The following is a 23,513-nucleotide window of genomic DNA, read 5'->3' on the forward strand; positions in this document are numbered from 1 at the left end:
GGCTAACCTAATCAATCGTGGCTGTCCAACCGTCGACGACGAGCAAGATCACCGTGTTCACGGCCGGTCTGACGGCGGCGCACGTCGGGTTACTGGAGCTGCTCGATGACCGCGAGCGGCAGCGCGTCGATCGCGCCGTGCCTGAGGCGGATCGTGCTCGGTTCCTGCTCGGAGCGGCACTGCTGCGCACCGTCGCCGGCGCGATGCTCGACCTCCCGGCCGAGGCGGTGGCGGTGGACCGCACGTGCTCGCAGTGCGGCCGCTGGCACGGCCGGCCAAGGCTGCCCGGGACCGCATTGGAGATGTCCGTGTCGCACAGCGGCGCGATAGTGACCGTTGCCGTCCTGCCCGGCGGTGGGCGGGTCGGGGTGGACGTCGAGCGGACCGGTGACCGGCCGGTGCGGGAGGTAGTGGCCTGGACAATCGCAGAGGCCCAGTTCAAAGCCGGTGGCGGACCCGGTCTGACAATCCACCGGCTGCCGCCCCCGGTGGTGCCTCGGCACGTGCTGACCTTGGCCACCAACCGGGCCGCGGCCACCGTCGAGGTGGTCGACGCGACGACCCTGCTGCCGCCATCTACATCGTGACTTTCCGACCATGGAGGGGCGCGCGGAACCGTAAGCGAGGCCTCCGCCGCCAGCGTGCGAGTACTCGCCCTTGCGCGGTGCCTCAGGAATCGCCCCTGAGTTGGGCCAGCAGACCGGCTCGGTCGATCTGCATCCAGTACTCCATGATCAGCCCGTCCTCGACGTGATAGACGACCGAGTTGATCTGACGGACGGTCCAACCGGTCGGTGCGATGCCATCCACCGGCTGGAGGTGGCGCCCCACCTGGGCCAGCCGGACATAGGCCCGCGCACCGTCAACCAGGAACTCCTCGATCGTGAGGTCGAACGTGCCCCAGGTGGCGGTCATCTCCTGGACGTGCTCGGCGTAGCCGTCGGGGGTCCGTTCAACGGTGGCCAGGTCTTCGGACTACAGCTGGTGGGCGCGTAGTTTGGCGATCATGGCGAGCTGGGAGATTCGGCCGGCTTCGGCGGCCGATGTCGAGGCGGTGGCCGGGTTGCGGTCCGTGGTGCTGCGGGCGGATCTGGAGCGGCTCGGGCGGTACGACGAGCAGCGGGTGCGGCAGCGGCTGCGGGACGGGTTCGCGCCGGCGCACACCTGGGTGATCGAGGTGGGCGGCGTGTTCGCCGGCTGCGTGTCGCTGCGGCCGGCCGAGGACGCCCACTGGCTGGAGCACTTCTACCTGACACCGCACCTACAGGGCGGCGGCATCGGTGCGGCGGTGCTGCGCGGGCTGCTGGAGCAGTGCGACCACGATGGCGCCCGGGTCCGGCTGAACGTGCTGCGGGGCAGTCCGGCCCGGCGGCTGTACGAGCGGCACGGATTCACGGTCGAGACCGCGGACCCGGTGGACGTGTTCATGGTGCGCGAACCGGCCTCGACCCTGCGCCACGAATGATCATTCGGCGGGTTCGCGGAGCCACCGGACCAGGTATGCCGGGTAAAAGCAGGCGGAAGCTCGCCGCGTGCTGTCACACCCTGGCGCGGTCGGCAGGTCATGGCCCAGGGCTCACGCCGATCCCACCGCCGATTCCGCACCGCTGGGCCAGATCCGTCCGCATGCCGCCCCACTGAGGTCCTAATAGGACGTTTCCATGGATCCCCGTCCGCCCTTTGGGCCCGGTCCTCTTTCGTTCCACGAACGTTCAGACAGCTGACCCTGCCTGCGTTGAATGCCGTCCCTAGGTTGCCTAAGGCGACGAAAGAAGGGGCTCATGGACGCACCACTGGCAATCCGGGCTCGTGGCATCACCAAGTGTTTCGGCGACGTCGTCGCGCTCGACGACGTCGACCTGGACGTGGCGCAGGGGCAGATCCACGGCTTGGTCGGGCCGAACGGCGCTGGCAAGACGACACTGCTGGGTCTCCTGCTGGGCCTGGCCGTCGCCGACAGCGGCCGTCTGGAGATTCTGCGTACGCCGATCACGCGGGCCCTCGCCGCGCCCGACGGTGTCGCCGGCTTCGTGGACGGTCCCGGTCTCTATCCGTCGCTGACCGCCAGGCAGAACCTCGCCGCCCTGGTTGCTCTCCGCGACCAAGACGCGCGGACGGCGGGAATCAACGATGTGCTCGACCAGGTCGGGCTCACCGATGTCGCGGACGACCGCGCGAGCGGCTTCTCCCTCGGCATGCGTCAGCGGCTCGGACTCGCCGCCGCCCTGCTCACCAAGCCCCGGCTGCTCGTGCTCGACGAACCCTCCAACGGCCTCGACCCGGCCGGCAAGAGACATGTGCACGCAGTCCTCACCCGACTCGCAGCGGACGGCACCAGCGTCGTGTTCTCGAGTCATCGCATGGACGACCTGGAGGCGCTGTGTTCCGAGGTCACGATCCTCGCCGCCGGGCGGGTCGTCTTCACCGGGCCGCTGACCAAGCTGGCGGCCGAGAACCGTGAACTGTACTACCGGCTACGAACCTCCGACCCGCAGGCCGCCCGCCGGCTGGCTGCCGATACGGCCGGGATCCACATCGACGACGACGCCAGGGCACGGGACGCCGAGGTGCTCGTCATACGGGCGCTGGTGCCCGCCCTCGACGACCTGGTGATGCGGCTCGTGCACGCGGGCATCGCGGTGCGCGAGCTCGCAGCCGTGGTGTCGCCGCTGGAGGCCGCGTTCCTCGCCCTCACCGAGCAGCAGGAGGCCCTCCGATGACCGCGACCCTCGCCGCCGACCGCGCTGTCGGCGCCCGCCGCGTCTCGGTCACGCGCGGCTACCGCTTCGAGCTGGTCAAGCTGGTCTCGCAGTGGCGCATCCGGCTGCTGGTCCTCGCCTGCTGGATCGCCCCGGCGCTGTTCGTCGCCGCGGTGAGTCAACAGAGCTCGCTGCCCGTCGACACGCTCTTCGGTCGCTGGATGCACGCCACCGGGTGGGCTGGACCCCTGGTGACGCTCGGCTTCGCGGGCACCTGGGCCCTCCCACTGCTGACCTCGGTGGTCGTCGGCGACGTGTTCGCCTCCGAGGACCGCCTCGGCACCTGGCGCCACCTGCTCGTGGCGGTCCGGTCACCTCGCCGGATCTTCGCCGCGAAGGCACTGTCCAGCCTCACTGTCATTCTGCTGCTCGTGGTCGGGCTGGCCTGCTCCAGCGCGGCCGGCGGGCTCGTGGCGGTCGGCAACCACCCACTGGTCGGCCTCGACGGCCACCTGCTCACGCCGGGTGATGCCGCCGGGAAGGTCCTGCTCGCCTGGGTCTGCGTACTCGCACCGACCCTGGCCCTCGCCGCTGTCGGACTGCTCGGCTCCGTCGCCCTGGGACGGTCCCCGATGGGACTCCTGCTGCCCGCGCTCGTCGCGCTGGCCATGCAGCTCGCTCAGATGCTGCCGCTGCCGATGGCCGTGCGCGTCGCGCTGCCCGGCTACGCCTTCATCGCCTGGAACGGTCTGTTCACCAGCCCCGCCCAACTCGGCCCGCTCCTGATCGGCGTCGTGGTCAGCCTGGTGTGGGCGGTGACCGCGACGGCGCTGGCGTACCTACTGTTCCTGCGACGCGACTTCACCAACCTGACCGTTGACGGCTCGGGGCGCCGCGTGGTCACCGTCGGAGCCCTGCCGCTGGCCGGGGTGCTCGCCGCGACGGTCGGGGTCGTCGCCGTGGCGACCCCGACCACGGGCTCGGGGATCGAGCAGGACAAGGTGCAGCGCTCCGTCGCCACGGCATTCGCCCACCTCTACCGCATGCAGACCACGCAGCTCCACCGCCCCGACGTCACCGAGGCGCAGCTGAAGGCCACGGCGACGTGCAACAAGGGCGGCGGCAAGCTCGCCGCTGAAGGACCGGGCAACGACTGGCGCTGCGTCGTCTCCTGGCATCTCCCCGACGTCGAGGCCGCGGGATCGGCCATCTACCAGCTCGACGTCACCCCTGACGGGCGGTTCGTGGCCGACGGCGACGGACCGAAGGAAGTGAACGGCTACTTCCTGGTGCGGACCCAGACCGGGGACGCACCGAACCCGCTCTGGCAGTTCGACGGCAACGTCGAACTGCTCCACACCACGAAGGGATGACTCCATGCAGGTAACACGCCGCCGTCGGCGTGTCGAGAAGGGCGAACCGGGCCTTCTCCGTCGACGCATCGGCCGCCGGCTACCCCTCGTCACGGCAGGCACCACCGCTGTCGTCGTCGCCGCCGGCACCGGCATCAGTTTCGCCCAGACGCACCAGTTCGGCACCGACCAGGTCGGCCAGGTGACCGACAAGGGCCTGGTCGTGTCCGACGACCAGTACATCAACCCGATCGGCGAGCGCCTCGTCGTCAACAACGGTAAGATCATGTCGTCGTCGGTCAGCCCGGACGGCACCCACCTGGCGGCCTCGGTCACCGACGGCGGGATGGCGCTGGCCGTTGTGGACTTGAAGAGCTGGAAGGTGCAGCAGCTCGTCGGCAACAACGCCGCGGCGAACCTGCGCATCAGCGGCAACGACGTGGGCCAGGAAGGCCCCACGTACTCGCCCGACGGCTCCCGGCTGTGGTTGGGCCAGGCCGACGGCTACCGCACGTTCACCGTGAACCCGGACGGCACCCTCGCCAACCCGACGTTCATCCGGATCCCCCAGGACGGGCCCAAGCGTGCGCTGGCGAGCGAGGCCGTGTTCTCGCCCGACGGCGCCACCGTGTACTCCGCCGTCAACGGACAGAACCGGGTGGTCGCCATCGACGCGGCGACCGGTGCCATCCAGCGGAGCTGGGCCGTGGGCAACGCCCCGCGTGACATGATCATGGTGGGCGGCAAGCTCTACGTCACCAACGAGGGCGGGCGTCCCGCGAAGCCCGGCGAGCCCACGATCAACTCCTACAACACGCAGGTGCCGGCCGACCAGGTGACCGCCTCCACCACCACCGGCACCGTCAGCGTCATCGACCCGGCGGACCCGGCGGCTGCCGTCGCCAGCATCGACGTCGGTCTGCACCCGACCGCCCTGTACGCCGGGAACGGGGCGCTGTTCGTCACCAACACCAACAGCGACGACGTGTCGGTCATCGACACCGCGAGCAACAAGGTCGTGCAGACCATCGCCACCCAGCCGTGGCCGGAGGCGACGGTGGGCTACCAGCCCAACGCCGTCACGCTCACCGACGACGGCCACCTGCTGGTGACGCTCGGCCGCGCCAACGCCGTCGCCGTCTACCGGTACAAGACCCCGCTGGAGCCGGTCAGCTACGTCGGCCTGCTCCCGACCGATTACTTCCCCGCGGAGATCACCACCGTCGGCACCGACGTGCTGGTCTCCAACACCCGTGGCATCGACGCCCGCCGCCCGAACAATCCCGCAGGCCACGGCACGCACGACACGACGTCGAGCCTGCAGCGGTTCACGCTGCCCAGTGACAAGGTCATCAAGTCCGAGACCGGCAAGGTCTTCAGCCAGAACGGCTGGACCGGCGGCTCGGTCAGGCTGGCCGAGGGCAGCAAGGCGAAGCCCGTGCCGGTCCCGCAGCGGCTCGGCGATCCCTCGACGATCAAGCACGTCTTCCTGATCGTCAAGGAGAACCGGACCTACGACCAGGTGTTCGGTGACGACCCGCGGGGCAACGGCGACCCGTCGCTCGCGCAGTTCGGCGAGAACGTGACGCCCAACCAGCACGCGATGGCTCAGCAGTTCGGGCTGTACGACAACACCTACGACATCGGCACGAACTCGGCCGAGGGGCACAACTGGCTGATGCAGGCCGACAACCCGGAGTACACCGAATCCACGGCGGGTGAGTACATCCGCAGCTACGACACCGAGGACGACGCCCTCGGCCACCAGCGCACCGGCTTCATCTGGACCGGCGCGCAGGCGGCCGGCAAGACCGTCCGCAACTTCGGCGAATTCCACCAGTTCCTCAGCAAGCCGACCGGCGCCAGCTGGCAGAACCTGTACTGCGACACCAAGAACATGGCCGCGACCGGGCAGGACACCGCCTACCGCATGGTCTCGTCCTCGCCGATCCCGTCGCTCAACAGCGTGTCGGTGCCCAGCTTCCCGAAGTACGACACCAGCGTCCCGGACATCTACCGGTACGAAATCTGGAAGCGTGACTTCGAGAAGAACGGGCCGGCGAACCTCAACATGTTCTGGCTCTCCAGCGACCACACCGGCGGCCCGCCGAACGCGCCCGCTCAGGTCGCGGACAACGACCTCGCCGTCGGCAAGATCGTCGACAAGATCTCGCACAGCCCCTACTGGAAGGACTCCGCGATCTTCGTGGTCGAGGACGACTCCCAGGCCGGCCTCGACCACGTCGACGGCCACCGCGCCCCCATCCAGATCATCAGCCCCTGGGCCCAGCGCGGCGTCGTCGACAGCCACTACTACACCCAGATCACGATGATCCGGACCATCGAGCAGATCCTCGGGATCCACCCCATGAACCAGAAGGACAGCGCAGCCAGCCCCATGCGCCAGGCGTTCACCAAGAAGCCGAACTTCACGCCGTTCACCGCGCTGCCCAACCGGACCTCGCTGACCGCCGGCCTCGCCACCCCGCCCGCCTGCGGCGTGGACACCCCCGCGCCGCAGAACCCCCTCGCGGCGTCCGTGCCGTCGGCGACGGTGCCCGCGGACAAGCAGCAACTGGCGGCGCAATGGGACGAGTGGAAGTCGCACCAGCGGCTGACCGGGCCCGACGCCAAGCCGGACTACGCCAACCCCGCGCAGATGAACCACTTCACCTGGTACCAGGCGCACGAATGGAAGAAGCCGTACCCGGGCGAGGACAAGATCTTCGCTCCGGAGGACGTGCCGGGCGCCTACATCCCGTCGCCCGAGTCCGACGGCTGACGCGGCTAGTTCGCGTCACCGGGCCCCTGGCCGGCGTCATCGCCCGGCCAGGGGCTCCGCCTATCCCGGGACGCAGCACAGGGGCAGGGCGGCGAAGAGAATCCGGCGGACGGTGCTACGCCCGGAGCCCGCCGCGCCGATGCGTCAGTGCGGGAGAGGCGTGGGTGTTCCGCTGCACAGGTTGGCTGTTCAACTGCTGGCTGTCCGGCGCGCGGTCGCCGGTGTCCCGACGGTTCCACCAGGGGCCTAGACCGTCGGTGTGCCTCGAAAACTGTCTGCTCCCGCCGCGGCCGCGTCCATCCCGGCGGCCAGCCTCGTCCTTCCCACACCGGCCCAGGCCGCCCCGCTCGGCGGGTTCCGGCTCTCGGCGACCAACGGGACGGTCGACGCCTCCCCGATCTTCACCAGCGCGAGCACCTCGGCGCCCTGCCCGGCCGGCTTCGGGCGTAACGCCCAACTGCGAGAGGGGCCGCCCGGAGGGCCGTACAGCAACCTGGCCCGCCCGATGACCGACGGCGGGTACGACCAGCGGGCGGTCACGGCGCCGCGCTGGTCGGCGGGGGTGTGGCGCCGCGGTGGACTGCGCGGCGGCGCGCCCCCGCGGAGCATTGGCTGAGCCGGACCGGCGGCTGACGCGGACGCCGCGCCGAGCCCGCCCGCAGGCCACGACGATCGTTCCGGCTGCGAAGGATCACTGTCGCCGAGCTCGACTCACCCGCAGCGATGACCAGGCTGGTGGTGGGGCGCGGTGAGTAGGTAGGCGCCGCAGGAATCCCAGTCGACCCGCCAGCCGACCGCGAGCGCCTGCTGCAGCACGCCGCCGACGGCGCGCTGCCAGGCACTGGCCGCGGCCGGGTCGTCCCGTGCCATCCTCAGTGGTGAACGGACTGGCCGCCCGGCTTATCCCCGATCCGACACACCGTCGCCCGCCTTGGGGAAGGGCAGGGACTGCTCGTGCGTACTGCGAGCCAGGGGGTTGCATCATGAAGTCTTCGACCAGGGCGCGCTCGTAGGCGGCGACGACGTCGTCGGTCTGGTACGTGGTGGCGTAGGCGTCGAACTTCGGCGGAATGGCGGTGGCGATCGAGACGCTGGCAGTGGTGACCGGCGATCCAATCCACGTCGATGGCAGCGCTGATGCGCCAACTCCGTCGGTACACCACCGCTTGTTGGGGCTGCCCGGAGGTCGGCTTCGGCGTCGACACCGGCATGGCCTGCTACGTCGACGCCGACTCCGCCGACCAGCTGGTAGACGTCTGGCGCACGCTCGACGGCCTGGTCGAGCCGCGCTACCGCACAACCGATTCGGAGGACATGGTCGCCTGGTCCAGCGGCTGGGGCGACGGCGCTTACCCCACGTGGATCGGCTACGACACCTCCTGTGCCGTGACCTGTTTCATCGCCGACATGCTGCTATTTCCCATCAACTCGGAAGACGAGAACGACGAGGACGAGGATTGACGATTACGCCGCACCCGAATCTCGGCTTGTGAGTGCACGGGGTCGGATCGATCCGTGCGCCAGTTGGCTACAGAGGTGGACGGGCGTTTGGGTTGTGCCCATCCATGAGGAGTGCCCGTGTGGCTCCCGGCACCGGGTGGACTCGTTGACAGCCCGGGGCCCACCCGGCCAGGTAGGGGTGATTATCAGCCGATCGGGATGGCGCCGAAAACGCGCAGCCCGGGTTGGGGATCGGTTCCTGTCGATCCACCGACACCTACCCCATGCCTGCCGTGGCGGGTCCGAATGGATGGGCACGTCGTTCTCTTGATGACGGGAGGCCCCGATGGTGGGGCGGCGGGCGCGGTCGGATCCTGACGAGCCGGACATGCACGCCAACCCGCCCCGACGATGGACTCAGACACGCAGGGCGGGCTGGTCAGGCGGCGAGGCGGCGCGCGACAGCGGGGATCACGATCGCGGCCGCGACCAGGTGGGTGAGCATCAGCAGCACCTTGGTGGCCGCCCCGGCGTCGGCGATCACGTCCGGCACCAGCGACAGAACCGTCAGCACCACCGTCGTGCGGACGAACGTCCGCCGCGGACGCCGGGCGAAACGGAACAGCAGCGCGGCGATGACGACGCCGAGCAGCGAGAAAGCAGCGGTCAGCACGCCGAACCCCGCCACCGGAATCGGGGCACCGCCCATATCGAGGCTGACCCCTGCCGCGTGGCCGGCGGCGGCGACGGCCATGGTGGCGGCGCTCGCGGCAACCGCGGCGATGACACCGGTCCGGATCATCACACCGAAGGTCGAAGTGGTGGCGTGGGTCGTATTCACAGTGGTGGTCATCGTGCCCTCCAGTGGGTGTATGGACCGGCTCGGTACCGGGCTCTCACCAGGACGACGAAGAGGACCAACCCCAATCGACAAGCGCGCCCAAATCTTTTCGAAGACATTCGCCACCGGTATACGGCGAGGCAGTCCCGGGCGCGCTGCACGACGCGTTCGGGGCCGGGATCAGCCAGCGGCAGAACCAGAGCATCCGCTTCGACGCAGGGGGTTCTGTTCGGCGATCAGCGATGGCGAGGGCCCGCTGCACCAGCTGGGCGGTTACGCCTGGCCGGTGCAGGGCGACGTCGAGTACGAGGTCGCGCAGGCGGCACTGGGCTTCTTCGCCCACCTGCACAACGAGCGGTTCGGCGGCTACCCGGACACCAGCTCGCGCACCCCGCGAGTCGGGTCGCAATCCAGGGGGTGGTGACGAGCGTTTTTGCCCGGCCGGGGCATCGGACGGGCTGCAGTTTTGGCTGACCAGGAGGTGGCTGCGGTCGCCTCGGTGAGCCGGTTGGCCGACGCCGGGGGAGCGGGCCGGGAGCTTCGGGATGCGGTGAGCCGACGCGCGCGTGCGCGTTGCAGGGGAAAGCTCTGCGTCCCGTGTCCGGCGCCCATACGGGCGCGGGTCCTGCGCGACCGTGCCAGCCGATCAGGTGCCGCCGGTCCCGCAGCCGGAGATTGGGGAGCAAGTTGGGTCGCCAAGCCCGTGGCCTGCCGGAGCTCGACAATTCCCAAGCTGACAGTCGGTGCGAACTCTAGACCGTCCCCTGCTGTGGGAGTTGCTCCTCATCGCCGAGGCTCAGCATGAACGGCGATCCGGGTTGATCCGGCTGCCAGCCACGGTCAAGCGCTTGCCGTATGGCGCTAGCGACTGCCGAAGGCAGCACCGGCGAGGCCGGAGCGTTCATCCAGTTGCCAGGATGAGGGGACGCCAGCCGGACGATGAGGGTGGCACCGCCAGGCGGGTCCGCCCGCTCAACGGCAAAGCTCAGCGGCGACCAGGTCAAACCCTGGCTGTACGTCGGCTTCCGGCGGACGAACCAGCGGTAGCCGATCCCGTCGACAACGATCGGCCTACTGCCCCGCTTCTTGAGCGCCACCCGTTCTCCCGCCGTGTTGTGGCCAGCGTCCCGCCGCCATGCAGCCATTCGTACAGCCGAGACCGCTGGCCCAAGCCGACGTGATACGACAGTGACGGCGTGAGCAGGGGCAGGTTACCGTGACCAGTCATCCGCAATCTTCCTCCGATCCTCAGGCCGCTCCCGGCCGCTCGGCACCCAGAGAGGTTGCGACCGTTAAGGACGGTCGATGAGCGCAACCCCTCCGGCGATCGTTGCCGCTGCCTCCGGAGCCCAGCGATTCAACCAATGGACGATCCGCGTCCGTTCGTGCAGCTGCAGATCACCGTAGGGCTCATACCTCAGCCAACCGGAGTGCAGCAGCCCGATTGTGGTCAACCGCGCGTTGTCATGCCCTAGCAGTTCCAGCCACAAGTCTGGCCGGCACATCAGGGCCGCGACGGCGGTGTCCGGTCGCAGCATCAGCGCTGCTCGCAGTTGGTTCAGCGCGTCGGTCCCATGGTGATCAGCGAGGACTGGCGGACGGTCACGCCGTTTGCGAGCGAGTTGGCCCGGGACGCCCGAGTGGTACACGCGTACTCGAGTCGTTCTGGCCAAGATCTCCGCCACTGCACTAAGGGGGTTGCCGACCACGCCGTTATTCTTCTCGGCCGCAGACGCGACGACCAGTTTGAGTTCCCCCAAGTGGCAGTCTGGGAGCCACGCATGGGAGCCACCGGGGCGGACTGGTCCGGACCGGATGGTACCGACCGAGTTGTCGAGAGCCTGAGGACCAGGACCAGGCGGACAGCGTCGGACGGCCTAGACGTGGAGTCTTGGGAATCTACGGATCAGATGGTTGTTCGGGTAGAGGGCCCTCGTCGCATCAGCAGTGCGTCAGGCCCTGCAAGTCATGGTTGTCACCATGGTGCACGATCGAGTACCCATAATCGTCGCTATGTGACCCGCCGCGCCGCCCCGGCGCCAGTACCCGGCGGGGAAGTGCCGCGGTCCTGCTCCCGCCACTGGCCGGCGGTGTCGGCGCGCAGCAGGCGATCAACCATCTCCAGAGCCTGTGGCTCCGAGCCGAACTCCCAGCGCAGCACGTTTCCGGACTCCGTGTCCCCAGCCCGGGCCATCACCGTCCAGCGCGTCTGGCGGACCAGCCGCACGTCGCGCCGGGTCAGGCGCCCCCAGACACCGTTCCACCACCGCCGTACCACTTCCTGCACCCCCGCGATCGTACATACGTTCGATCAGGTAGCCGCCTCGGATGGCGAGCGTGTCTCGCACGCCCGTAGCGAAGGGCTACTCGCAGCGGTCCTCCGCGCCCCGGCCGTAGGGCTCGCAGCAGTCCGGGCGGTGCCGATACACCCGAAGATCACGTCCGCTACGGCGGGCGAACTCCGGCGTGATCTCGTACAAGCAGGCCCGCCACACGACGGTCTCCCCGCCGCCGGACACCGCCCGGCCGTCACCAGGCCCGCCGCGCAGCAGCACCTCCACCCCTACGACCGTAGGTGATCTGCGAGGGCCGGGCCCGAACTCGACCGATCACCCTTGCTGCCTTGGGCGGATCGAGAAGTGAGGGTCTCCGCAGCGTGACGTGCGCGCCGCGGGGACCGTGCGTCGGTGGCCTGCGCCCGGGGCGCTCGCGCTCTGGTCGGGCTGAGATGCTGGTGGCGAGGGCGCAGTCAGCATTTGCTCCGGCCGTGAGGGTCGCCGGGCCCGCCTATGGGGTGGTCTCCGTCATCGCCTTGCGTGCCTCGAGGAACTGGGCGGTGCGGTCGGCCTGCGGCCGGGACGAGAGGAAGGCGACGATGCCTACGGTCTGGTCGTCGGCCCAGGCGCAGGCGACGAGGTAGCTCTCTTGGTCGAAGCGGCCTTGGCCGCAGCGCGCCGTGCCGCCGAGGTCCCCGGGGTCGACCGGCTTGTGGGACGTGATGCGGTATGGCTGGAGGGAGCGTTCGATGAGCCCTTGCCGATCAGTGACGGTGCCGGAGACGCCGGTGATGAACACCATGTCGGCGTCGGTCCGTTGTTGCCGTAGGCCCAGCCGACGGCGCTCGTGGCGGGAGCGACCTCCCGCTTGAGCGTGTCGAGGTGTCGTTTGGCGGCGTCGACGGCTTCGCGGTCCATGTTCCGGGGCAGGCCGAGCAGCGTCTCCGGCATGCGCAGCTTACGGATGATCGGTGAGGGTGGTGCGGGGGCCGTGGACGCCGTCGCCGGCGGGGTGGTGGCTTTCGAGGTGCATGCGGCGGTGGGCAGCGTGGTGGCCAGCAGCGCGACAGCGATGCCTGCTCGGAACAGTTTCCTGGTGCTCTTCTTCATCCCGTCACATCCGTGGCCGATCCGGCTGCTGTTAGCGGTGCAGAGCCTACGGCCCGCGGTCTCGCCTCCAGCAGTTGGCCGTCGTGGTGGCAGACGGTGGTGGCGTCGGTCTCGCGGAGTGAATTCGCATCGTCGGTGACCGACTGGACGTCTCACCTTGCTCACCGGAGGCGTGTTCCCGTGCAACTGCCGGGCCGGCGACGGGCGACCGATGCTAGCCCTTTTCGTCGTATCGCTTCTGGGCCGGGTACCTGACTGTGGATTGCGGGTTGGGCAGCTGGGCGAGTCCTGTTGGCAGGGATTGTTGCCTGCGTGCTCGATGCTGAGCTGCAGTTGCGGGGCAAGCCTCACCCGTACTGCGCGATCATCGAACGCCGGCTCCGGATGCACGAGTTGAGGAAGCACGACGGTCGGATCGGTCCGGTAGCTTCGACAGGTGGTTGATCGAGCGGTGCGAGCCGGCGATGTCGCGGTGATGAGGCTGTCTGACGGCGCATGGGGTGCATGTCAGATTACGGGCGCCGAAGGCCGGGTGACCTCGGTGTATGCGCTGCTTTGGCACTCGGTGGAGCCTCCGAGCCTGGACGAGTTGCGTGGGGTTGAGCCGCTGAAACTCGATCATCATGCTCACGACGGGCAGCTTGCCCACTTGTCGATCGACAGATGGCATGCGGTGCCGCCGGGGTTCACCTGGATCGGAAGCTTGCCCGTACCGGAGGGTGTGCCAGCTTTCTCGAGCACGTACTCGGGCTGGCAGTCACTTGCCGACGATGTGGTCAGGCAGCGCCGCTGGGACCGGGAGCTACCGGCGGCAGTGAAGTCGGCCTATCGTGCGGCGGCCACCCGGGGTCAGGTCGATGTTGACTTCGGTGCCGGAGCGGTGACGATTGGCGCGGCCACGCCTCGACTGGATTTGAGCGGTGAGGGGCCGATGCGGGTGCCTACGTCCGGGCCGGTGCGCTGGTCCGCTCTCGATCAGTTGCCCCGCTGTACGGCGCTGGCGTGGACCGGCCCGGATCGGGGCCTGGCCCGCGCGTTGGCAGACCGCCCTGTTGTCTCGTCGCTGACGTGGCGGGACGCCCCGGCGGTCGTGGATCTGGCCGACACTGGTGTGCAGCACTTGTCGCTGGCTGGGGCGGATGTTTGCGAGGTGCGGCTGCCCGGTGGGCTGCACGGCCTTGAGCTGGCGGCAGTGAACCAGGGCCTCACCGTGTGCGCGGCGGACGGCGGCCGATGGCTTCATCTCACCCTGACGGGCGCCGACGCGGAAACTACGGTTCCTGCCGGCCTGCATGGCGTGCGAGAGGTCGCCCTGGACGGCAGCGGCGCTATGTCCGCTGCTGCCGTAGCGGAACTGAAGGACTTGGAGAGCCTACGGATCTACTGGCGCAAACCCCCGGGGCGGCTGGTCGACGCCGCGGCTCTGGCCGATCTGCCGCGTCTGGCGGTTATCCAGCTTGTCGATGGCTACGGCCTGGACGCGGACACCCTGCCAGACACGGCCTCGCTGACGCAGCTGAGCATCAGCGGACTACGCCGATCGATCGTGCCCGCCCTGAAGGCCCGATACCGCGGCGCTGCGGTGCGCCTGGTTGTTGAAGGCGCGAAGCCTGACACGTGGCTGGCCGCCAACCTCTACAACCCGTTCCGAGACTGGGTCGACGACGACGCCCGAGGTGGAGCCGCCGCCTGCAAGGCGTACGCCAACACCTTCCGCATCATCGACAAGCTTCCACAGGAAGGTGATGGGCGTGCCGACGAAGCAAAAGCGGCCTTGCGCAAGCTGGTCGAGACGCTCAACAGCATCGACCAGAAGTACGAGATCGTCGACACGCTACGCCGAGAGGAAGCCTTCGACGCGTTCATGAAACTCGCTGCCCGAGCCGGCGTGCCACCACATGTGGCCGAACAGTGGTTCGACGAGTGGCGTGACTTCTAACCCGCTCCATGTGGGCCTACTGCCCGCCGGTGCACGACGCTGCTGATCAGGCGGGTCTCGGGCCGAATCGGAGGGCTCAGGTAGCCGTTGGAGTCCTCACGAGGGCGAGATGGTAGGGGAGTATCTGCGGCTGAGGACGGTGAGGAGCCACTCGATGGCCCGGCCTTGCATCTGGGGCAGCTTGGCAAAGTGGTCACCGCGCCCGAGTGCTCACCGCAGCCGGACGCGGAAACGCGCTAACCTGCGGTGATGTGGACGAGCCGGCTGGCGTGACGTCCCAGAGGGGGCGCGAAGAATCACGGCCTACGGGAACTGGCGGGCCCGTAGACTGCCGCGCCATGGGAGAGATCGTCACGCTCGGCGAAGTCCGCTGCCCGTCTGGCCAGTTGGTCATCGTCGACGGGGGAATGCTGGGCATGTGGTCCGGAAGCAGACCTCCGAACGAGCTGGATCCGCGCGGTCTTGGAATCGAGGATCCCGACCTGCTGGCTGAGGTTGCCGGGGCAGCGGACTACACGGTGGTCGGCCCGGACGCCGAGCGCGCGGGGGCGTCGTTCCAGGTTCGGCCCGGGCGGTATCACTACGACATCCCCGCTTCGCGTCGCGACGACTGGGTGGAACGGTTCGGCGGTCACTGCCGGGAACATGGGTGGATGGCTGGGTTGGAGCGCTCCGAGACACAGGTGTCGCACCGGGAGCGGGCCCGCCGGTGCGCCGTCGAACGCCAGCGGGGGTTCAGTGTCTTCGGGCTGCCCGCGGTGGCGGTGGATGGTCTTCCGGGCAGGGCCGTCAGGGTGGAAGCGGAACGCTCGAACGGGCCGTGGGATGGCTGGTCCCAGATGATTGTCCGGGTCTGTGACGCGCCGGTTGCATCCACGGTCGACGTGGGCGTGGTCGGTGTCGACGCGGCCCGGCTGGCCTTCGCCGACGTGCACGCCCTCGATCTGTGGCGCCACGAGGAGCCGTTGGACGGCCTCGCCGATGTGGCGTTCTGGGGTGCCGACGCGCCGGCGGCAGCGCAGGAGTTCACCGCTGAGCCGCTGACGACGTCGGGTGATGAGGGCAGCTACGGCTGGACAGGCCTGCCGATCCGTTCCGCCCTCCGACGGGCGATGACGGTGCAGGCGTGGCGGGACGCCGAGCCCGGCCGGGGCCTGGCGGTCGACTTCCGGCCGCACTCCCACCACTGGCAGGTGATGCGCCAGGTACGGGCCAGCGACACGGAGAGCGGCACCCTGCCCCTCGGCGACGCGCAGATCTTGTTCGCCATGACCAGCTGGGGCGATGGCGTTTTCCCGGTCCAGGTCGACCGCGACGCTGCCGGCCACCTTCTCGCGGTCCGGATAACCCTCGCCGAGGGCTGAACAGCGCCAACCGGCGGTACCTCAAGAAACACCAGAGCAGCCGCCACGTGACGGCGGCTGGCTGGCGGGCGACGGACGAGTCGACCCGTCCGCCGGATTCTGGGTTCGGTGCATACTGGGCGCCTTGGGATGAGCACGGTGGCAGTGGCGGCGACAGAACTCGACAAGGCTGTTGCGCGGATCCAAGGCAGCGGCGGCTACCGCGGCCTGGTCTGGGGATACCGTTGCCTCGCCACCGGGTTGATCTTCGGTATGTTGGTCCTCGTATCGGCGCTCGTTCGCTGCCTGCCGGTGACAATGGCGTTGTTCGCCATGGCGGCACTGGCGGTGGCCGCCGGTGTGGGTCTCTGCTGGACGGGCATGATCAAGCTGCGGGTCGACCGGCTGATGCCGCTCGGCGGGGCCAACCGTCATCGAGCCCTGATGCGAGGACTGTGGCGCGACGTGCTCGAGCCAGTGCAGCGGAACCGGCGTGAGTAGCAGCTGGCAGCAACGGGCCGAGACGACGGAGACCGTGGTCGGCCCTGTGAGGACAGTCGCCCGAGGTGGCCGATGTCCTCGCACTCACGCGGACGCCCCCCGCAGTGCTTACGAGGGAGGGGTCCGATAGTCACGATGGGGCGCTGTCACCGGTTGGCGCTGGAGCATCGAGGCGGCGAGACGGGTGGGCCAAGTCTTCGGTACCGAAGTCAGTACCGGCCAGGAGATCGCGCTCATGTCCCGCTGGTTCTAGTTGGTCCATTGGACGGGCCCGATCTCCGTAACCTGGGCCCGGCCGATGGCCCGAAACTCGCGTAAAGGACGCTCTCGTGGACGACCTCGACGACGGTCCCAACTCCCTCGCCGAAGGCACCGCCCTGGCCTTGCGGGCTCACCTCCTTGCCACGGCGCGGCCGGAGCTGCTGATAGCGGCAGACGTGAAGCGTCATGGTGGTCCGGACCTCGTATGCTGGCAGTGGCAGCCCGGCCAAGCCTGGGTCTGGCAGCTCCGCTACATGCACGACCCTAGAGCACCACAGCAGTGGCCCGCCGCTGCGGTGCTCGCCGCAGCTGCCGCCGACCCACTGTCGGCCGGCCTTGAGGTCGTCGCCGGGCCGTCGATGCAGACGTTGGGGCTTCTCGTCGAGCAAGAGGCCAGCAACATGGCGGAGCCGGAAGAGGCGGTGACCGTCCGGGACGGCCCGATTCCAGGCCTCCAGCTTTACTCCATCGCCTGCCAGAAGGCGGAGAGCCCGGACTTCGCCCGACGAGAGGCGTCGATGCGAGCCGCGAAATACAGCGCCTCCCGCTGTAACCGTATGGTGGCCGCTGCACGGGCAGCCGCACAGCCTACATAGCACCAGGGTCGTGCCGCCGGCTTCCCCACAGGGATCCGGCGGCCGATGGTTACAGCGGCGTCGCCATTGGCGGGGGCGCTGACATCATCCGGCAGGCGCTCGCGGCGGGGTGGTCGACCAGTTGGGCATCTTGGACGCGGGTCGAGGTCTCGTCATCGAGCGGCGCTGCGGTCGGCTCATGACTGCGGACCCGGCGAATCGATGCCGGCCATTGACGGCTCGTCGGGGTCCTGACAACTACCATGACGTCATGGCCGAGACCCTCACGTTGACGTTGACGCTGGAGCAGCACGGTCCGGCTGGAGCATTCGTGCTGTCCGATGAGCAGGTGTCCGTCCTGGGGGAGGGCCGCAGGACGTTCCCGGTGCGGGTCAGTGTCAATGGCGTGACGCTGCCGCTGCGCCTGGCCCGGATGGGCGGGGAGAACCTGATCGGGTTGTCACGCGCGGCGCGAGCGCAGGCTGGGGTCAGCATCGGGTCCACGTACGAGATCGGCATCGCCCAGGACGCGGAAGCGCGTAACGTCGAGGTGCCCGGGGACCTGGCCGCCGCCCTGGCCGACGACGCCCAGGCGCAGGCGGCATTTGAGGCGCTGGCCCCCTCGCATCGCAAGGAGTTCGTCCGCTGGGTCACCGAGGCCAAGCGAGAGACCACCCGGACGCAGCGCGTCACCAAGACCATCGAGATGCTCCGTGCCGGCCGACACCGCTGAACAGGCGAACCCCTGAGCGGCCCCGGCGAGGAAATTGTGCGTCGCGCAAGGGCCGAGAACCACTTCAACGGGCGACTGACGGTCGGCAGCCACGCGGGAGAACGCGCTGCTCGGCGGGGCCGACCACGAAGAGACCGTGTCCTCAGGCGAACTCGCGCGCGGTGGATTCCAGCCGTTCGCGGTAGGCGGCCCACCACGCCTCGTCGCCCTCGACGACGTTGTCGCCGGGCCGCCGCCAGCCGACCTGGCCGTCGACCAGTTCGCGCACGATGTCGGCGTGCCCGGCGTGCCGGTTCAGCTCGGCAAGCACGTGCACGAGGATGAGGTGCAGCGTCACCGGCGTGTCTTGCCACCACCGCACCAAGCCGGGCGCGTCGATCGGGAGGGTCTCGATCGTGGCGTCCGCGTGTGCCCAGACTCGGTGCCACAGGCCGATGATGTCGTCGCGGGACTCGTCGGCTGCGGCCCACATGTCCGTGTTCGGCTCGGCGTTCTCGTCCAGGCCCGCGACGGGTTCGGGAAAGGGGCGGTCGAACACCTCGCCGAAATACCCCGCGGTCACCGAGGCCACGTGCTTGACCAGCCCGAGCAGGTTCGTCCCGGTCGGCACGAGCGGGCGCCGTACGTCGTACTCCGACAGCCCGTCGAGCTTCCCGAGCAGCGCCTCGCGCGCCTCCCGCAGGTACCGATAGAGATTCGCTTTGGCGTCGACGTCTGTCATGCCGCCCAGGATCTCACCGCCCGCCCGCCGCGATGCCCTGTACGCCCGCGTTCCGAACCGCGGCTCTGTGGCGGCGCCGGCGTGCCAGTGCTGGGAGGCACCTCGAGCATCTGTCAATCGACGATCTGGAAAAGTCCGACAGCCACGTCATGCTGCGCGGGAATCGCGCACTCCGGCGTGATGGCTGTGCCATAGACTCCGCCGGGTGTTTGAGGTGTCGGGGGACTTCGAGATCCACATTACGGCTCACGCCTATCACGCCGAGAAGCTGTCGGCGTTCGCCACCCAACATGGCGTGAAGTTCGTCCACATCGTGCTCGATCGTGGCGCGTACGTCTCTCAACCGATGCTCACCCTGACCGGGCGAGGCACCCTGGCCGAACAGCACGCCGCGGTGCAGCGTTGGAAACGCGAACTGCGCGAAGCAGGGATTCACCCCTGCCGTTCAAAGATCGAGGCGGCGCCGTGGTGCGTCGGGGTGCCAAAGTCGGATGAGCAGGCGGCAGTCGAGCCGGGTGGCCGGTACTTCGAGCATCACGTCAAACTGCTGCTACCGGGTACGGCGGTGGCGGATCTGGTGGCTCTCACCGATCTGGTCGCGCCGCACGGGGCGCGCCTGTCACGCAACGCGCGCCGGGAGTTCGTGGACGGCGCGCAGGAGCGGTTCGTCACCCAGCGCTGCCACGGTGCCGGGCTCGCCACGGCCACGAAGCGGCTCGACGAGCTGCCCGAGGCCCTCCGGGCCGCGGGCCACGAGCCCACGACGGTGGAGCAGGAGTACGTCGTCTTCGACAGCGACCTCCACCACGACCAGGGCTGGCTGGCCTCGCCCACAGCGGGCGCTAGCGGTTGGGCAATGGAGCGCGAGAACAGGATGAGGTACGCGCCGGCTGGCTCCCCGCACTACCCGCCGACCTACCAGCCACTACCCGCCAGCCCGACCGTCCGACAAAAGGCTGCCTTCGACCCCGCCCTCAAGCAGTACCCGAACGCCTACCGCGCCGGCGAGCCCGACTTCCTCGTGGCGGCCACCGGCCAGCAGTGGACCAACGCCAGACGCGCCGCCATGCGCCACGTCCTGGCGGCTGTCGCCGCAACCACCTGGGGTCAGCATCTGGTCCTGCGCGGCAGCGTCACCATGGCGGCCTGGGTCGGCGATGCCGCTCGCGAGCCGGGCGACCTCGACTTCGTCGTTACCCCGCACGCCCTCACCAGCGACAGCGCCGACGCCCGCACCCTGCTCGACGGCATCAAGACCGCCGTCCGAACCGCACCCGGCGCCGGCCTGCAACCAGACCGGATCACCGAGTCCGCCATCTGGACGTATGAACGCGCTGAGGGACGCCGCCTCCTCATCCCGTTCAGCACATCGGAGGCACCGGACGGCCACGTACAGATCGATGTTGTCTTCGGTGAAAAGCTCCCCCTCCCACCAGAGGTGCTGATACTGCCCGACGTCGACGAGCCGTTACTGGCCGCGCCCGCCTCGCTGGCGCTGGCGTGGAAGCTGATGTGGCTGGCCACCGACATGTACCCGCAAGGCAAAGACCTCTACGACGCGGTCCTGCTCGCCGAACACACCACCGTCGACCAAGCCCTCGTCCGCCAGCTCATGCGACCGGAACTCGGCGCCGAAGCCGATACCTTCACGGCCGAAACCGTCTTGTCCTGGCAGGTCGACTGGACCAACTTCACCGACGAGTATCCCGGAATTGCGGGCACCGCCGAGGAGTGGACCAGGCGACTGGCGCTGGCCCTCGATCACGCCTGGACCTGACCAGCCCGAACAGTTGCCCTGCACCAGACCGAAGCAGTCCGAGCGTGGTGGATGTGACCTGATGCGGGGCGCGAGGATGGACCAGTGGACGGCGATCTGTCTGTGGCGGTGGCACGCCTCAAGGAGGCGTTCGTTCGGTACCCGCGCAGGGTGGTGCTCGAAGGCTGCCCGCATTGCCGGGGGCCGGTGCCGGTCGACGATCATGACCTGTTCTCTTTGACCATCAGCCTCGGCAACACGGGGGTCACCCTCTCGGATCGAGAGCCGACAGCAGCGGCGACCTGACATCAGCCGTTGACATCAACTGTGCCGGCCGAGGTCGGACCAGCGCGGACGGTTGGCGCCTCCGGGCCGGCCCCGATGGACATCGACGGACGATAAGGCTCTCGCCGGAACCACCTTACAAGCGAGGGGTCGTCCGTCGAGAGTTGACTGCTGAGTAGGCCACACCGCTCGCGCCCGGGTGGTGCGTGGCAAGCGGTCCCTGAGGAGCAGCCGATCGGCAACGCCGAGGCGCTGCTCACTGGTCGTAGACCGATCCCGAGCGCTTCCGAGAGCAAGCGGAAGTAGGGAGTGAACCCCAGTGCAGATGTGAAGTTCAGTGCGGGCAAGAAACCCGTCCCGTTGACCGACCCCGGATGTCACCGACAGCACAGACGCGGCCCGGCTCCGGCGGGATCCTGAAGCGGGCTCCTACGGCCCGGTTTGACGCGCGCCCCGGTAGGGAATTTCGCGGACACCTCAATGAAGGAGGCTGTATGGAGACGTCCGCTAGCGCCGGGCGCAGTTACCGACAGCCGACACGCCCATGCGCGGCGGCGCGTGTTGCAGCGCCAACCACAAGGGGGCGAGCTTAATGGCTCGCGTCGGTCGCTACGGGATCCCAGGGTTCGTGTGGTTCCTGATCTGGCTCGTCGTCTGCATCTTGATCGTCATCCTGTTGGCCCTGCTCATTCACCACTTCGGAGGCGCCTCGCTATCACTCAAGCTCGGCCACTTCTACCTGAACATCGGGGTCACCTGACCCGCCGGATTCGTCGACACTCCGGCGTCGGGATTGCACAAGCCGTGTTAGCCGTCACCTTCGGTGACGGCTAACACGGCTTGGAAGCGAGCAATCGTGGAGTGCCAGCCCGGTACGCAAGCGCTTGCCGAGGGGGCTGGATAGCCCGTCGTTGCGGGAACTCGCTGGGCTCTCGCGGGGCGAGTACAGCGAGGCACGCGAGCTGATGGACCAGGTGGTCGACGAGTTGGGCTACCAGGCCGCGACGGATTTCTTGTACCCGTCGGGCAGCCGTAGCGCTGCAGCCTCAGCCTTCGTGAACAGGCCGACCTCAAGGTGCTCATCGCTGAGGACAGGAGCGCTCCCGGCGTCAGTGTGGCAGCCGTATGTCACGACGAAGACGTCCGCCCCATCGCGGATGTGGTACAGCCAGGTGTTGAGGATCGGGCCGATCGTTACTTCCCAGCCGATCTCCTCGGCGATCTCCCGTGCTAGGCGCCCTCCGGCTCCTCACCGGGGTCGAGCTTGCCGCCCGGCAACTCCCACTCGCCGCGATTCGCGTTGGCAGAAGCTGCTGCGATGCCTGCAGCAGGCCATGGTGCTCGAGGTCGGTATCGAACGCCCCGACGGGCCCGTCGTCGAGGCCCTCCTCAGGGCGGGGCTCACGGTCTTCGTGATCGCCCCGAACCAGATCAAGCACCTGCGCCGCCGCTACGGCGCAGCCGGCAACGAAGCGCTGGATCGAAAATCGCTCGCCGCGCTGAAGACCCCGTCGGCACAACGACTCGCCGACGCCGCGCTGTCCGGACAGCCACTGGCCTGGCTCAACCCGCCCCAACCGGCGACGTAGCTGCCCATTCCGACCCGACAGCCCGGGTGCCGCTCGTAGGATCGCAACCATGCTCGGGCAGCGGCCGTACCAGGCAGACAACCAACCCCATACGCTGCGGTGGCGCTGAGCCAAGCGGGCAGTCTGTGGGCGACCCTCGCGGTGACGCTGGTCCTGGGAGCCCTTCACCTGCTGGCGCCATACATCCGGCGGACGCTGCCGGTGCCCACCCAGGCGGCGACCTCACTCGGCGGCGGCATCGCCGCAGCGTACGTCTTCCTCTACCTCCTGCCGCGCCTCGCCGAGGGCAACGAGGCGGTCGCCCACGTCCTGGAGGAAGAGGTCCGCGCCGGCCGGGTGCGCGGATTCATCCTGTTCCTCGTCGCGCTGATCGGCTTCTTCACGTTCTACGCCCTGGAACGCGCCACCCATCGGACGAAAGGGCACGAGCAGGAGCCCACCCGGCTGGTCTTCGCGTGTCAACTCGGCTTCTTCGCGCTCTACAGCGGCCTGATCACGTACACCTTGGCCACGAAGCTGGACGCCGGCCTCGCACCGGCGGCGCTGTTCGCCGTCGCCATGGGGCTGCACGTGCTGGCCACCGACGGCGTGCTGGCCGAGCACTTCCCGGTCAGCCTCACCACGCGGTGGCGCCTCGTTCTCGTCGCCGGCGCCGGCGCCGGCTGGTTGACCGCGGTCGTCGCCCAGCCCACCAGCGTGGTGATGAATCTGCTCACGGCGTTTCTCGGTGGCGGGATCCTGCTCAACGTCTTCGTCGACGAACTGGCACCCGAGCGGCACTCGAGCTTCGCCTGGTTCACTGTCGGGCTGGCCAGCTATTCAGCGCTCCTCGCGATCGCGACCTTCACCACGGAGCTGGGGGCCGCATGACGGCGAGGAGAACCCAGTTACCAGCACCGTTACGGGCAGTGGAGCCGGCCGCCGGCGTTCGAAGGAGGTGGCCGGCGGGCTCGTCTCGACCGCCGACGACTACCTCGCCTTCGCCTCGGCCCTGCGCGCCGGCGGTTCCCACCACGGCGAGCGGGTGCTCCCGCGGCCATCGGTGACGCTGGGCCAGGTCGGTGTGCCCCACCAATGGCGGCACGCCAGCCCACCGTGTGCCGCGGTGCACAGGCGGCGTGTCGGCCACCCCGTTCCTCGGCTGCGGCTGCCCACCCGCCCAACACGTCGGCGACGTGGTCGCTGAAGTCCGCGAGGTCGTCGCCGGCAATCTCGACGAGCCGTGAGCCACCCGGGAGCAGGCGCTGCGGGTTGACCAGCCAGCGCCAGATCCGTACGGCTAGCCAGTCCCAATCGTCCCGCTGACGTCG

General features: G+C 68.9%; 25 protein-coding genes and 1 pseudogene. 18 read left to right on the forward strand and 8 right to left on the reverse strand.

Going from position 1 to position 23,513, the window contains the following annotated elements; all coding sequences use genetic code 11:
- The first annotated feature begins 17 nt into the window (after positions 1–17).
- Positions 18–587 carry a 4'-phosphopantetheinyl transferase family protein gene (locus IEY96_RS17095; RefSeq protein WP_189195804.1) on the forward strand — a complete coding sequence of 190 codons (570 nt, stop codon included), beginning with the start codon at positions 18–20 and terminating at the stop codon, positions 585–587.
- An 82-nt stretch (positions 588–669) separates the two neighbouring features.
- On the opposite strand, the gene IEY96_RS17100 is transcribed toward IEY96_RS17095, so the two are convergent.
- The gene (locus IEY96_RS17100; RefSeq protein WP_268247159.1) at positions 670–966 is read right to left on the reverse strand and encodes an ester cyclase; all 297 of its coding nucleotides are present in this window, start codon (positions 964–966) and stop codon (positions 670–672) included.
- 40 nt (positions 967–1,006) lie between these two features.
- On the opposite strand from IEY96_RS17100, the gene IEY96_RS17105 reads away from it, so the two are divergent.
- The 5 genes from IEY96_RS17105 (at position 1,007) to IEY96_RS17125 (ending at position 7,449) form a co-directional block, all read left to right on the forward strand.
- Positions 1,007–1,465 (forward strand): GNAT family N-acetyltransferase, encoded by a 459-nt coding sequence (locus IEY96_RS17105; protein ID WP_189195805.1) that lies wholly within the window; start codon positions 1,007–1,009, stop codon positions 1,463–1,465.
- Positions 1,466–1,781: 316 nt separating this feature from the next.
- The gene (locus IEY96_RS17110) at positions 1,782–2,720 is read left to right on the forward strand and encodes an ABC transporter ATP-binding protein (protein ID WP_189195806.1); all 939 of its coding nucleotides are present in this window, start codon (positions 1,782–1,784) and stop codon (positions 2,718–2,720) included.
- Complete coding sequence (locus tag IEY96_RS17115; RefSeq protein WP_189195807.1) at positions 2,717–4,072, forward strand: ABC transporter permease; 1,356 nt, start codon at positions 2,717–2,719, stop codon at positions 4,070–4,072. The genes IEY96_RS17110 and IEY96_RS17115 overlap by 4 nt, the downstream gene beginning before the upstream one ends.
- Positions 4,073–4,076: 4 nt before the next feature.
- Positions 4,077–6,833, forward strand: a complete 2,757-nt coding sequence (locus IEY96_RS17120; protein ID WP_189195808.1) for a bifunctional YncE family protein/alkaline phosphatase family protein — start codon at positions 4,077–4,079, stop codon at positions 6,831–6,833.
- Positions 6,834–7,092: 259 nt separating this feature from the next.
- On the forward strand, positions 7,093–7,449 hold the full coding sequence (locus IEY96_RS17125) for a hypothetical protein (protein ID WP_189195809.1): 357 nt from the start codon (positions 7,093–7,095) through the stop codon (positions 7,447–7,449).
- Between the two features lie 95 nt (positions 7,450–7,544).
- Here IEY96_RS17125 and IEY96_RS17130 read toward each other — a convergent pair whose 3' ends face one another.
- On the reverse strand, positions 7,545–7,703 hold the full coding sequence (locus IEY96_RS17130; protein WP_189195810.1) for a hypothetical protein: 159 nt from the start codon (positions 7,701–7,703) through the stop codon (positions 7,545–7,547).
- 255 nt (positions 7,704–7,958) lie between these two features.
- Here IEY96_RS17130 and IEY96_RS17135 point away from each other — a divergent pair, with 255 nt between their 5' ends.
- Entirely contained in the window at positions 7,959–8,294 is a 336-nt protein-coding gene (locus IEY96_RS17135; RefSeq protein WP_189195811.1) for a DUF4241 domain-containing protein, read from the forward strand.
- 418 nt (positions 8,295–8,712) lie between these two features.
- On the opposite strand, the gene IEY96_RS17140 is transcribed toward IEY96_RS17135, so the two are convergent.
- Positions 8,713–9,126 carry a DUF6069 family protein gene (locus IEY96_RS17140; protein ID WP_189195812.1) on the reverse strand — a complete coding sequence of 138 codons (414 nt, stop codon included), beginning with the start codon at positions 9,124–9,126 and terminating at the stop codon, positions 8,713–8,715.
- Positions 9,127–9,400: 274 nt separating this feature from the next.
- Here IEY96_RS17140 and IEY96_RS32690 point away from each other — a divergent pair, with 274 nt between their 5' ends.
- Positions 9,401–9,538, forward strand: a complete 138-nt coding sequence (locus IEY96_RS32690) for a hypothetical protein (protein ID WP_229791633.1) — start codon at positions 9,401–9,403, stop codon at positions 9,536–9,538.
- Positions 9,539–9,866: 328 nt separating this feature from the next.
- Here IEY96_RS32690 and IEY96_RS17150 read toward each other — a convergent pair whose 3' ends face one another.
- The 4 genes from IEY96_RS17150 to IEY96_RS17165 all read right to left on the reverse strand — a co-directional run bounded on the left by IEY96_RS17150 (position 9,867) and on the right by IEY96_RS17165 (position 12,192).
- Entirely contained in the window at positions 9,867–10,211 is a 345-nt protein-coding gene (locus IEY96_RS17150) for a hypothetical protein (RefSeq protein ID WP_189195813.1), read from the reverse strand.
- A 914-nt stretch (positions 10,212–11,125) separates the two neighbouring features.
- Positions 11,126–11,401, reverse strand: coding sequence for a hypothetical protein (locus IEY96_RS17155; RefSeq protein ID WP_189195814.1), 276 nt, complete (start codon positions 11,399–11,401; stop codon positions 11,126–11,128).
- Between the two features lie 76 nt (positions 11,402–11,477).
- Positions 11,478–11,675, reverse strand: coding sequence for a hypothetical protein (locus tag IEY96_RS17160; RefSeq protein ID WP_189195815.1), 198 nt, complete (start codon positions 11,673–11,675; stop codon positions 11,478–11,480).
- Positions 11,676–11,901: 226 nt separating this feature from the next.
- Positions 11,902–12,192, reverse strand: a complete 291-nt coding sequence (locus tag IEY96_RS17165; protein ID WP_189195816.1) for a hypothetical protein — start codon at positions 12,190–12,192, stop codon at positions 11,902–11,904.
- Positions 12,193–12,936: 744 nt separating this feature from the next.
- On the opposite strand from IEY96_RS17165, the gene IEY96_RS17170 reads away from it, so the two are divergent.
- From IEY96_RS17170 to IEY96_RS17190, 5 genes are all read left to right on the forward strand, one after another.
- The gene (locus tag IEY96_RS17170) at positions 12,937–14,439 is read left to right on the forward strand and encodes a hypothetical protein (protein WP_189195817.1); all 1,503 of its coding nucleotides are present in this window, start codon (positions 12,937–12,939) and stop codon (positions 14,437–14,439) included.
- A 338-nt stretch (positions 14,440–14,777) separates the two neighbouring features.
- Positions 14,778–15,803 carry a hypothetical protein gene (locus IEY96_RS17175; protein WP_189195818.1) on the forward strand — a complete coding sequence of 342 codons (1,026 nt, stop codon included), beginning with the start codon at positions 14,778–14,780 and terminating at the stop codon, positions 15,801–15,803.
- Between the two features lie 129 nt (positions 15,804–15,932).
- Positions 15,933–16,283 carry a hypothetical protein gene (locus tag IEY96_RS17180; protein WP_189195819.1) on the forward strand — a complete coding sequence of 117 codons (351 nt, stop codon included), beginning with the start codon at positions 15,933–15,935 and terminating at the stop codon, positions 16,281–16,283.
- A 329-nt stretch (positions 16,284–16,612) separates the two neighbouring features.
- The gene (locus IEY96_RS17185) at positions 16,613–17,140 is read left to right on the forward strand and encodes a hypothetical protein (protein WP_189195820.1); all 528 of its coding nucleotides are present in this window, start codon (positions 16,613–16,615) and stop codon (positions 17,138–17,140) included.
- 250 nt (positions 17,141–17,390) lie between these two features.
- A complete protein-coding gene (locus IEY96_RS17190; RefSeq protein WP_189195821.1) occupies positions 17,391–17,852 on the forward strand; it encodes a YdeI/OmpD-associated family protein in 462 nt (153 codons plus the stop codon).
- Between the two features lie 142 nt (positions 17,853–17,994).
- Here IEY96_RS17190 and IEY96_RS17195 read toward each other — a convergent pair whose 3' ends face one another.
- On the reverse strand, positions 17,995–18,573 hold the full coding sequence (locus IEY96_RS17195) for a DinB family protein (protein ID WP_189195822.1): 579 nt from the start codon (positions 18,571–18,573) through the stop codon (positions 17,995–17,997).
- A gap of 205 nt (positions 18,574–18,778) precedes the next feature.
- Between IEY96_RS17195 and IEY96_RS17200 the strand changes: the two genes are divergently transcribed.
- The 5 genes and pseudogenes from IEY96_RS17200 to IEY96_RS17215 all read left to right on the forward strand — a co-directional run bounded on the left by IEY96_RS17200 (position 18,779) and on the right by IEY96_RS17215 (position 23,073).
- Positions 18,779–20,350, forward strand: coding sequence for a nucleotidyl transferase AbiEii/AbiGii toxin family protein (locus tag IEY96_RS17200; protein WP_189195823.1), 1,572 nt, complete (start codon positions 18,779–18,781; stop codon positions 20,348–20,350).
- 84 nt (positions 20,351–20,434) lie between these two features.
- The gene (locus IEY96_RS17205; RefSeq protein WP_189195824.1) at positions 20,435–20,635 is read left to right on the forward strand and encodes a hypothetical protein; all 201 of its coding nucleotides are present in this window, start codon (positions 20,435–20,437) and stop codon (positions 20,633–20,635) included.
- Positions 20,636–21,242: 607 nt separating this feature from the next.
- On the forward strand, positions 21,243–21,374 hold the full coding sequence (locus tag IEY96_RS33160; protein ID WP_260428364.1) for a hypothetical protein: 132 nt from the start codon (positions 21,243–21,245) through the stop codon (positions 21,372–21,374).
- A 727-nt stretch (positions 21,375–22,101) separates the two neighbouring features.
- A pseudogene (locus IEY96_RS33480) lies at positions 22,102–22,203 on the forward strand (HD domain-containing protein); the annotation flags it as partial.
- A gap of 99 nt (positions 22,204–22,302) precedes the next feature.
- Positions 22,303–23,073, forward strand: a complete 771-nt coding sequence (locus tag IEY96_RS17215) for a hypothetical protein (RefSeq protein WP_189195825.1) — start codon at positions 22,303–22,305, stop codon at positions 23,071–23,073.
- Positions 23,074–23,513: the final 440 nt, after the last annotated feature.

Source organism: Micromonospora fulviviridis (assembly GCF_014648395.1).
In the GTDB taxonomy this organism is placed as follows: domain Bacteria; phylum Actinomycetota; class Actinomycetes; order Mycobacteriales; family Micromonosporaceae; genus Micromonospora; species Micromonospora fulviviridis.

Coding starts and splice junctions, on each gene's coding strand:
- IEY96_RS17105 (WP_189195805.1), top strand. CDS start 1,007: ATGGCGAGCTGGGAGATTCGGCCGGCTTCGGCGGCCGATGTCGAGGCG.
- IEY96_RS17110 (WP_189195806.1), top strand. CDS start 1,782: ATGGACGCACCACTGGCAATCCGGGCTCGTGGCATCACCAAGTGTTTC.
- IEY96_RS17115 (WP_189195807.1), top strand. CDS start 2,717: ATGACCGCGACCCTCGCCGCCGACCGCGCTGTCGGCGCCCGCCGCGTC.
- IEY96_RS17120 (WP_189195808.1), top strand. CDS start 4,077: ATGCAGGTAACACGCCGCCGTCGGCGTGTCGAGAAGGGCGAACCGGGC.
- IEY96_RS17130 (WP_189195810.1), bottom strand. CDS start 7,703: ATGGCACGGGACGACCCGGCCGCGGCCAGTGCCTGGCAGCGCGCCGTC.
- IEY96_RS17135 (WP_189195811.1), top strand. CDS start 7,959: ATGGCAGCGCTGATGCGCCAACTCCGTCGGTACACCACCGCTTGTTGG.
- IEY96_RS17140 (WP_189195812.1), bottom strand. CDS start 9,126: ATGACCACCACTGTGAATACGACCCACGCCACCACTTCGACCTTCGGT.
- IEY96_RS17165 (WP_189195816.1), bottom strand. CDS start 12,192: ATGGTGTTCATCACCGGCGTCTCCGGCACCGTCACTGATCGGCAAGGG.
- IEY96_RS17175 (WP_189195818.1), top strand. CDS start 14,778: ATGGGAGAGATCGTCACGCTCGGCGAAGTCCGCTGCCCGTCTGGCCAG.
- IEY96_RS17180 (WP_189195819.1), top strand. CDS start 15,933: ATGAGCACGGTGGCAGTGGCGGCGACAGAACTCGACAAGGCTGTTGCG.
- IEY96_RS17190 (WP_189195821.1), top strand. CDS start 17,391: ATGGCCGAGACCCTCACGTTGACGTTGACGCTGGAGCAGCACGGTCCG.
- IEY96_RS17195 (WP_189195822.1), bottom strand. CDS start 18,573: ATGACAGACGTCGACGCCAAAGCGAATCTCTATCGGTACCTGCGGGAG.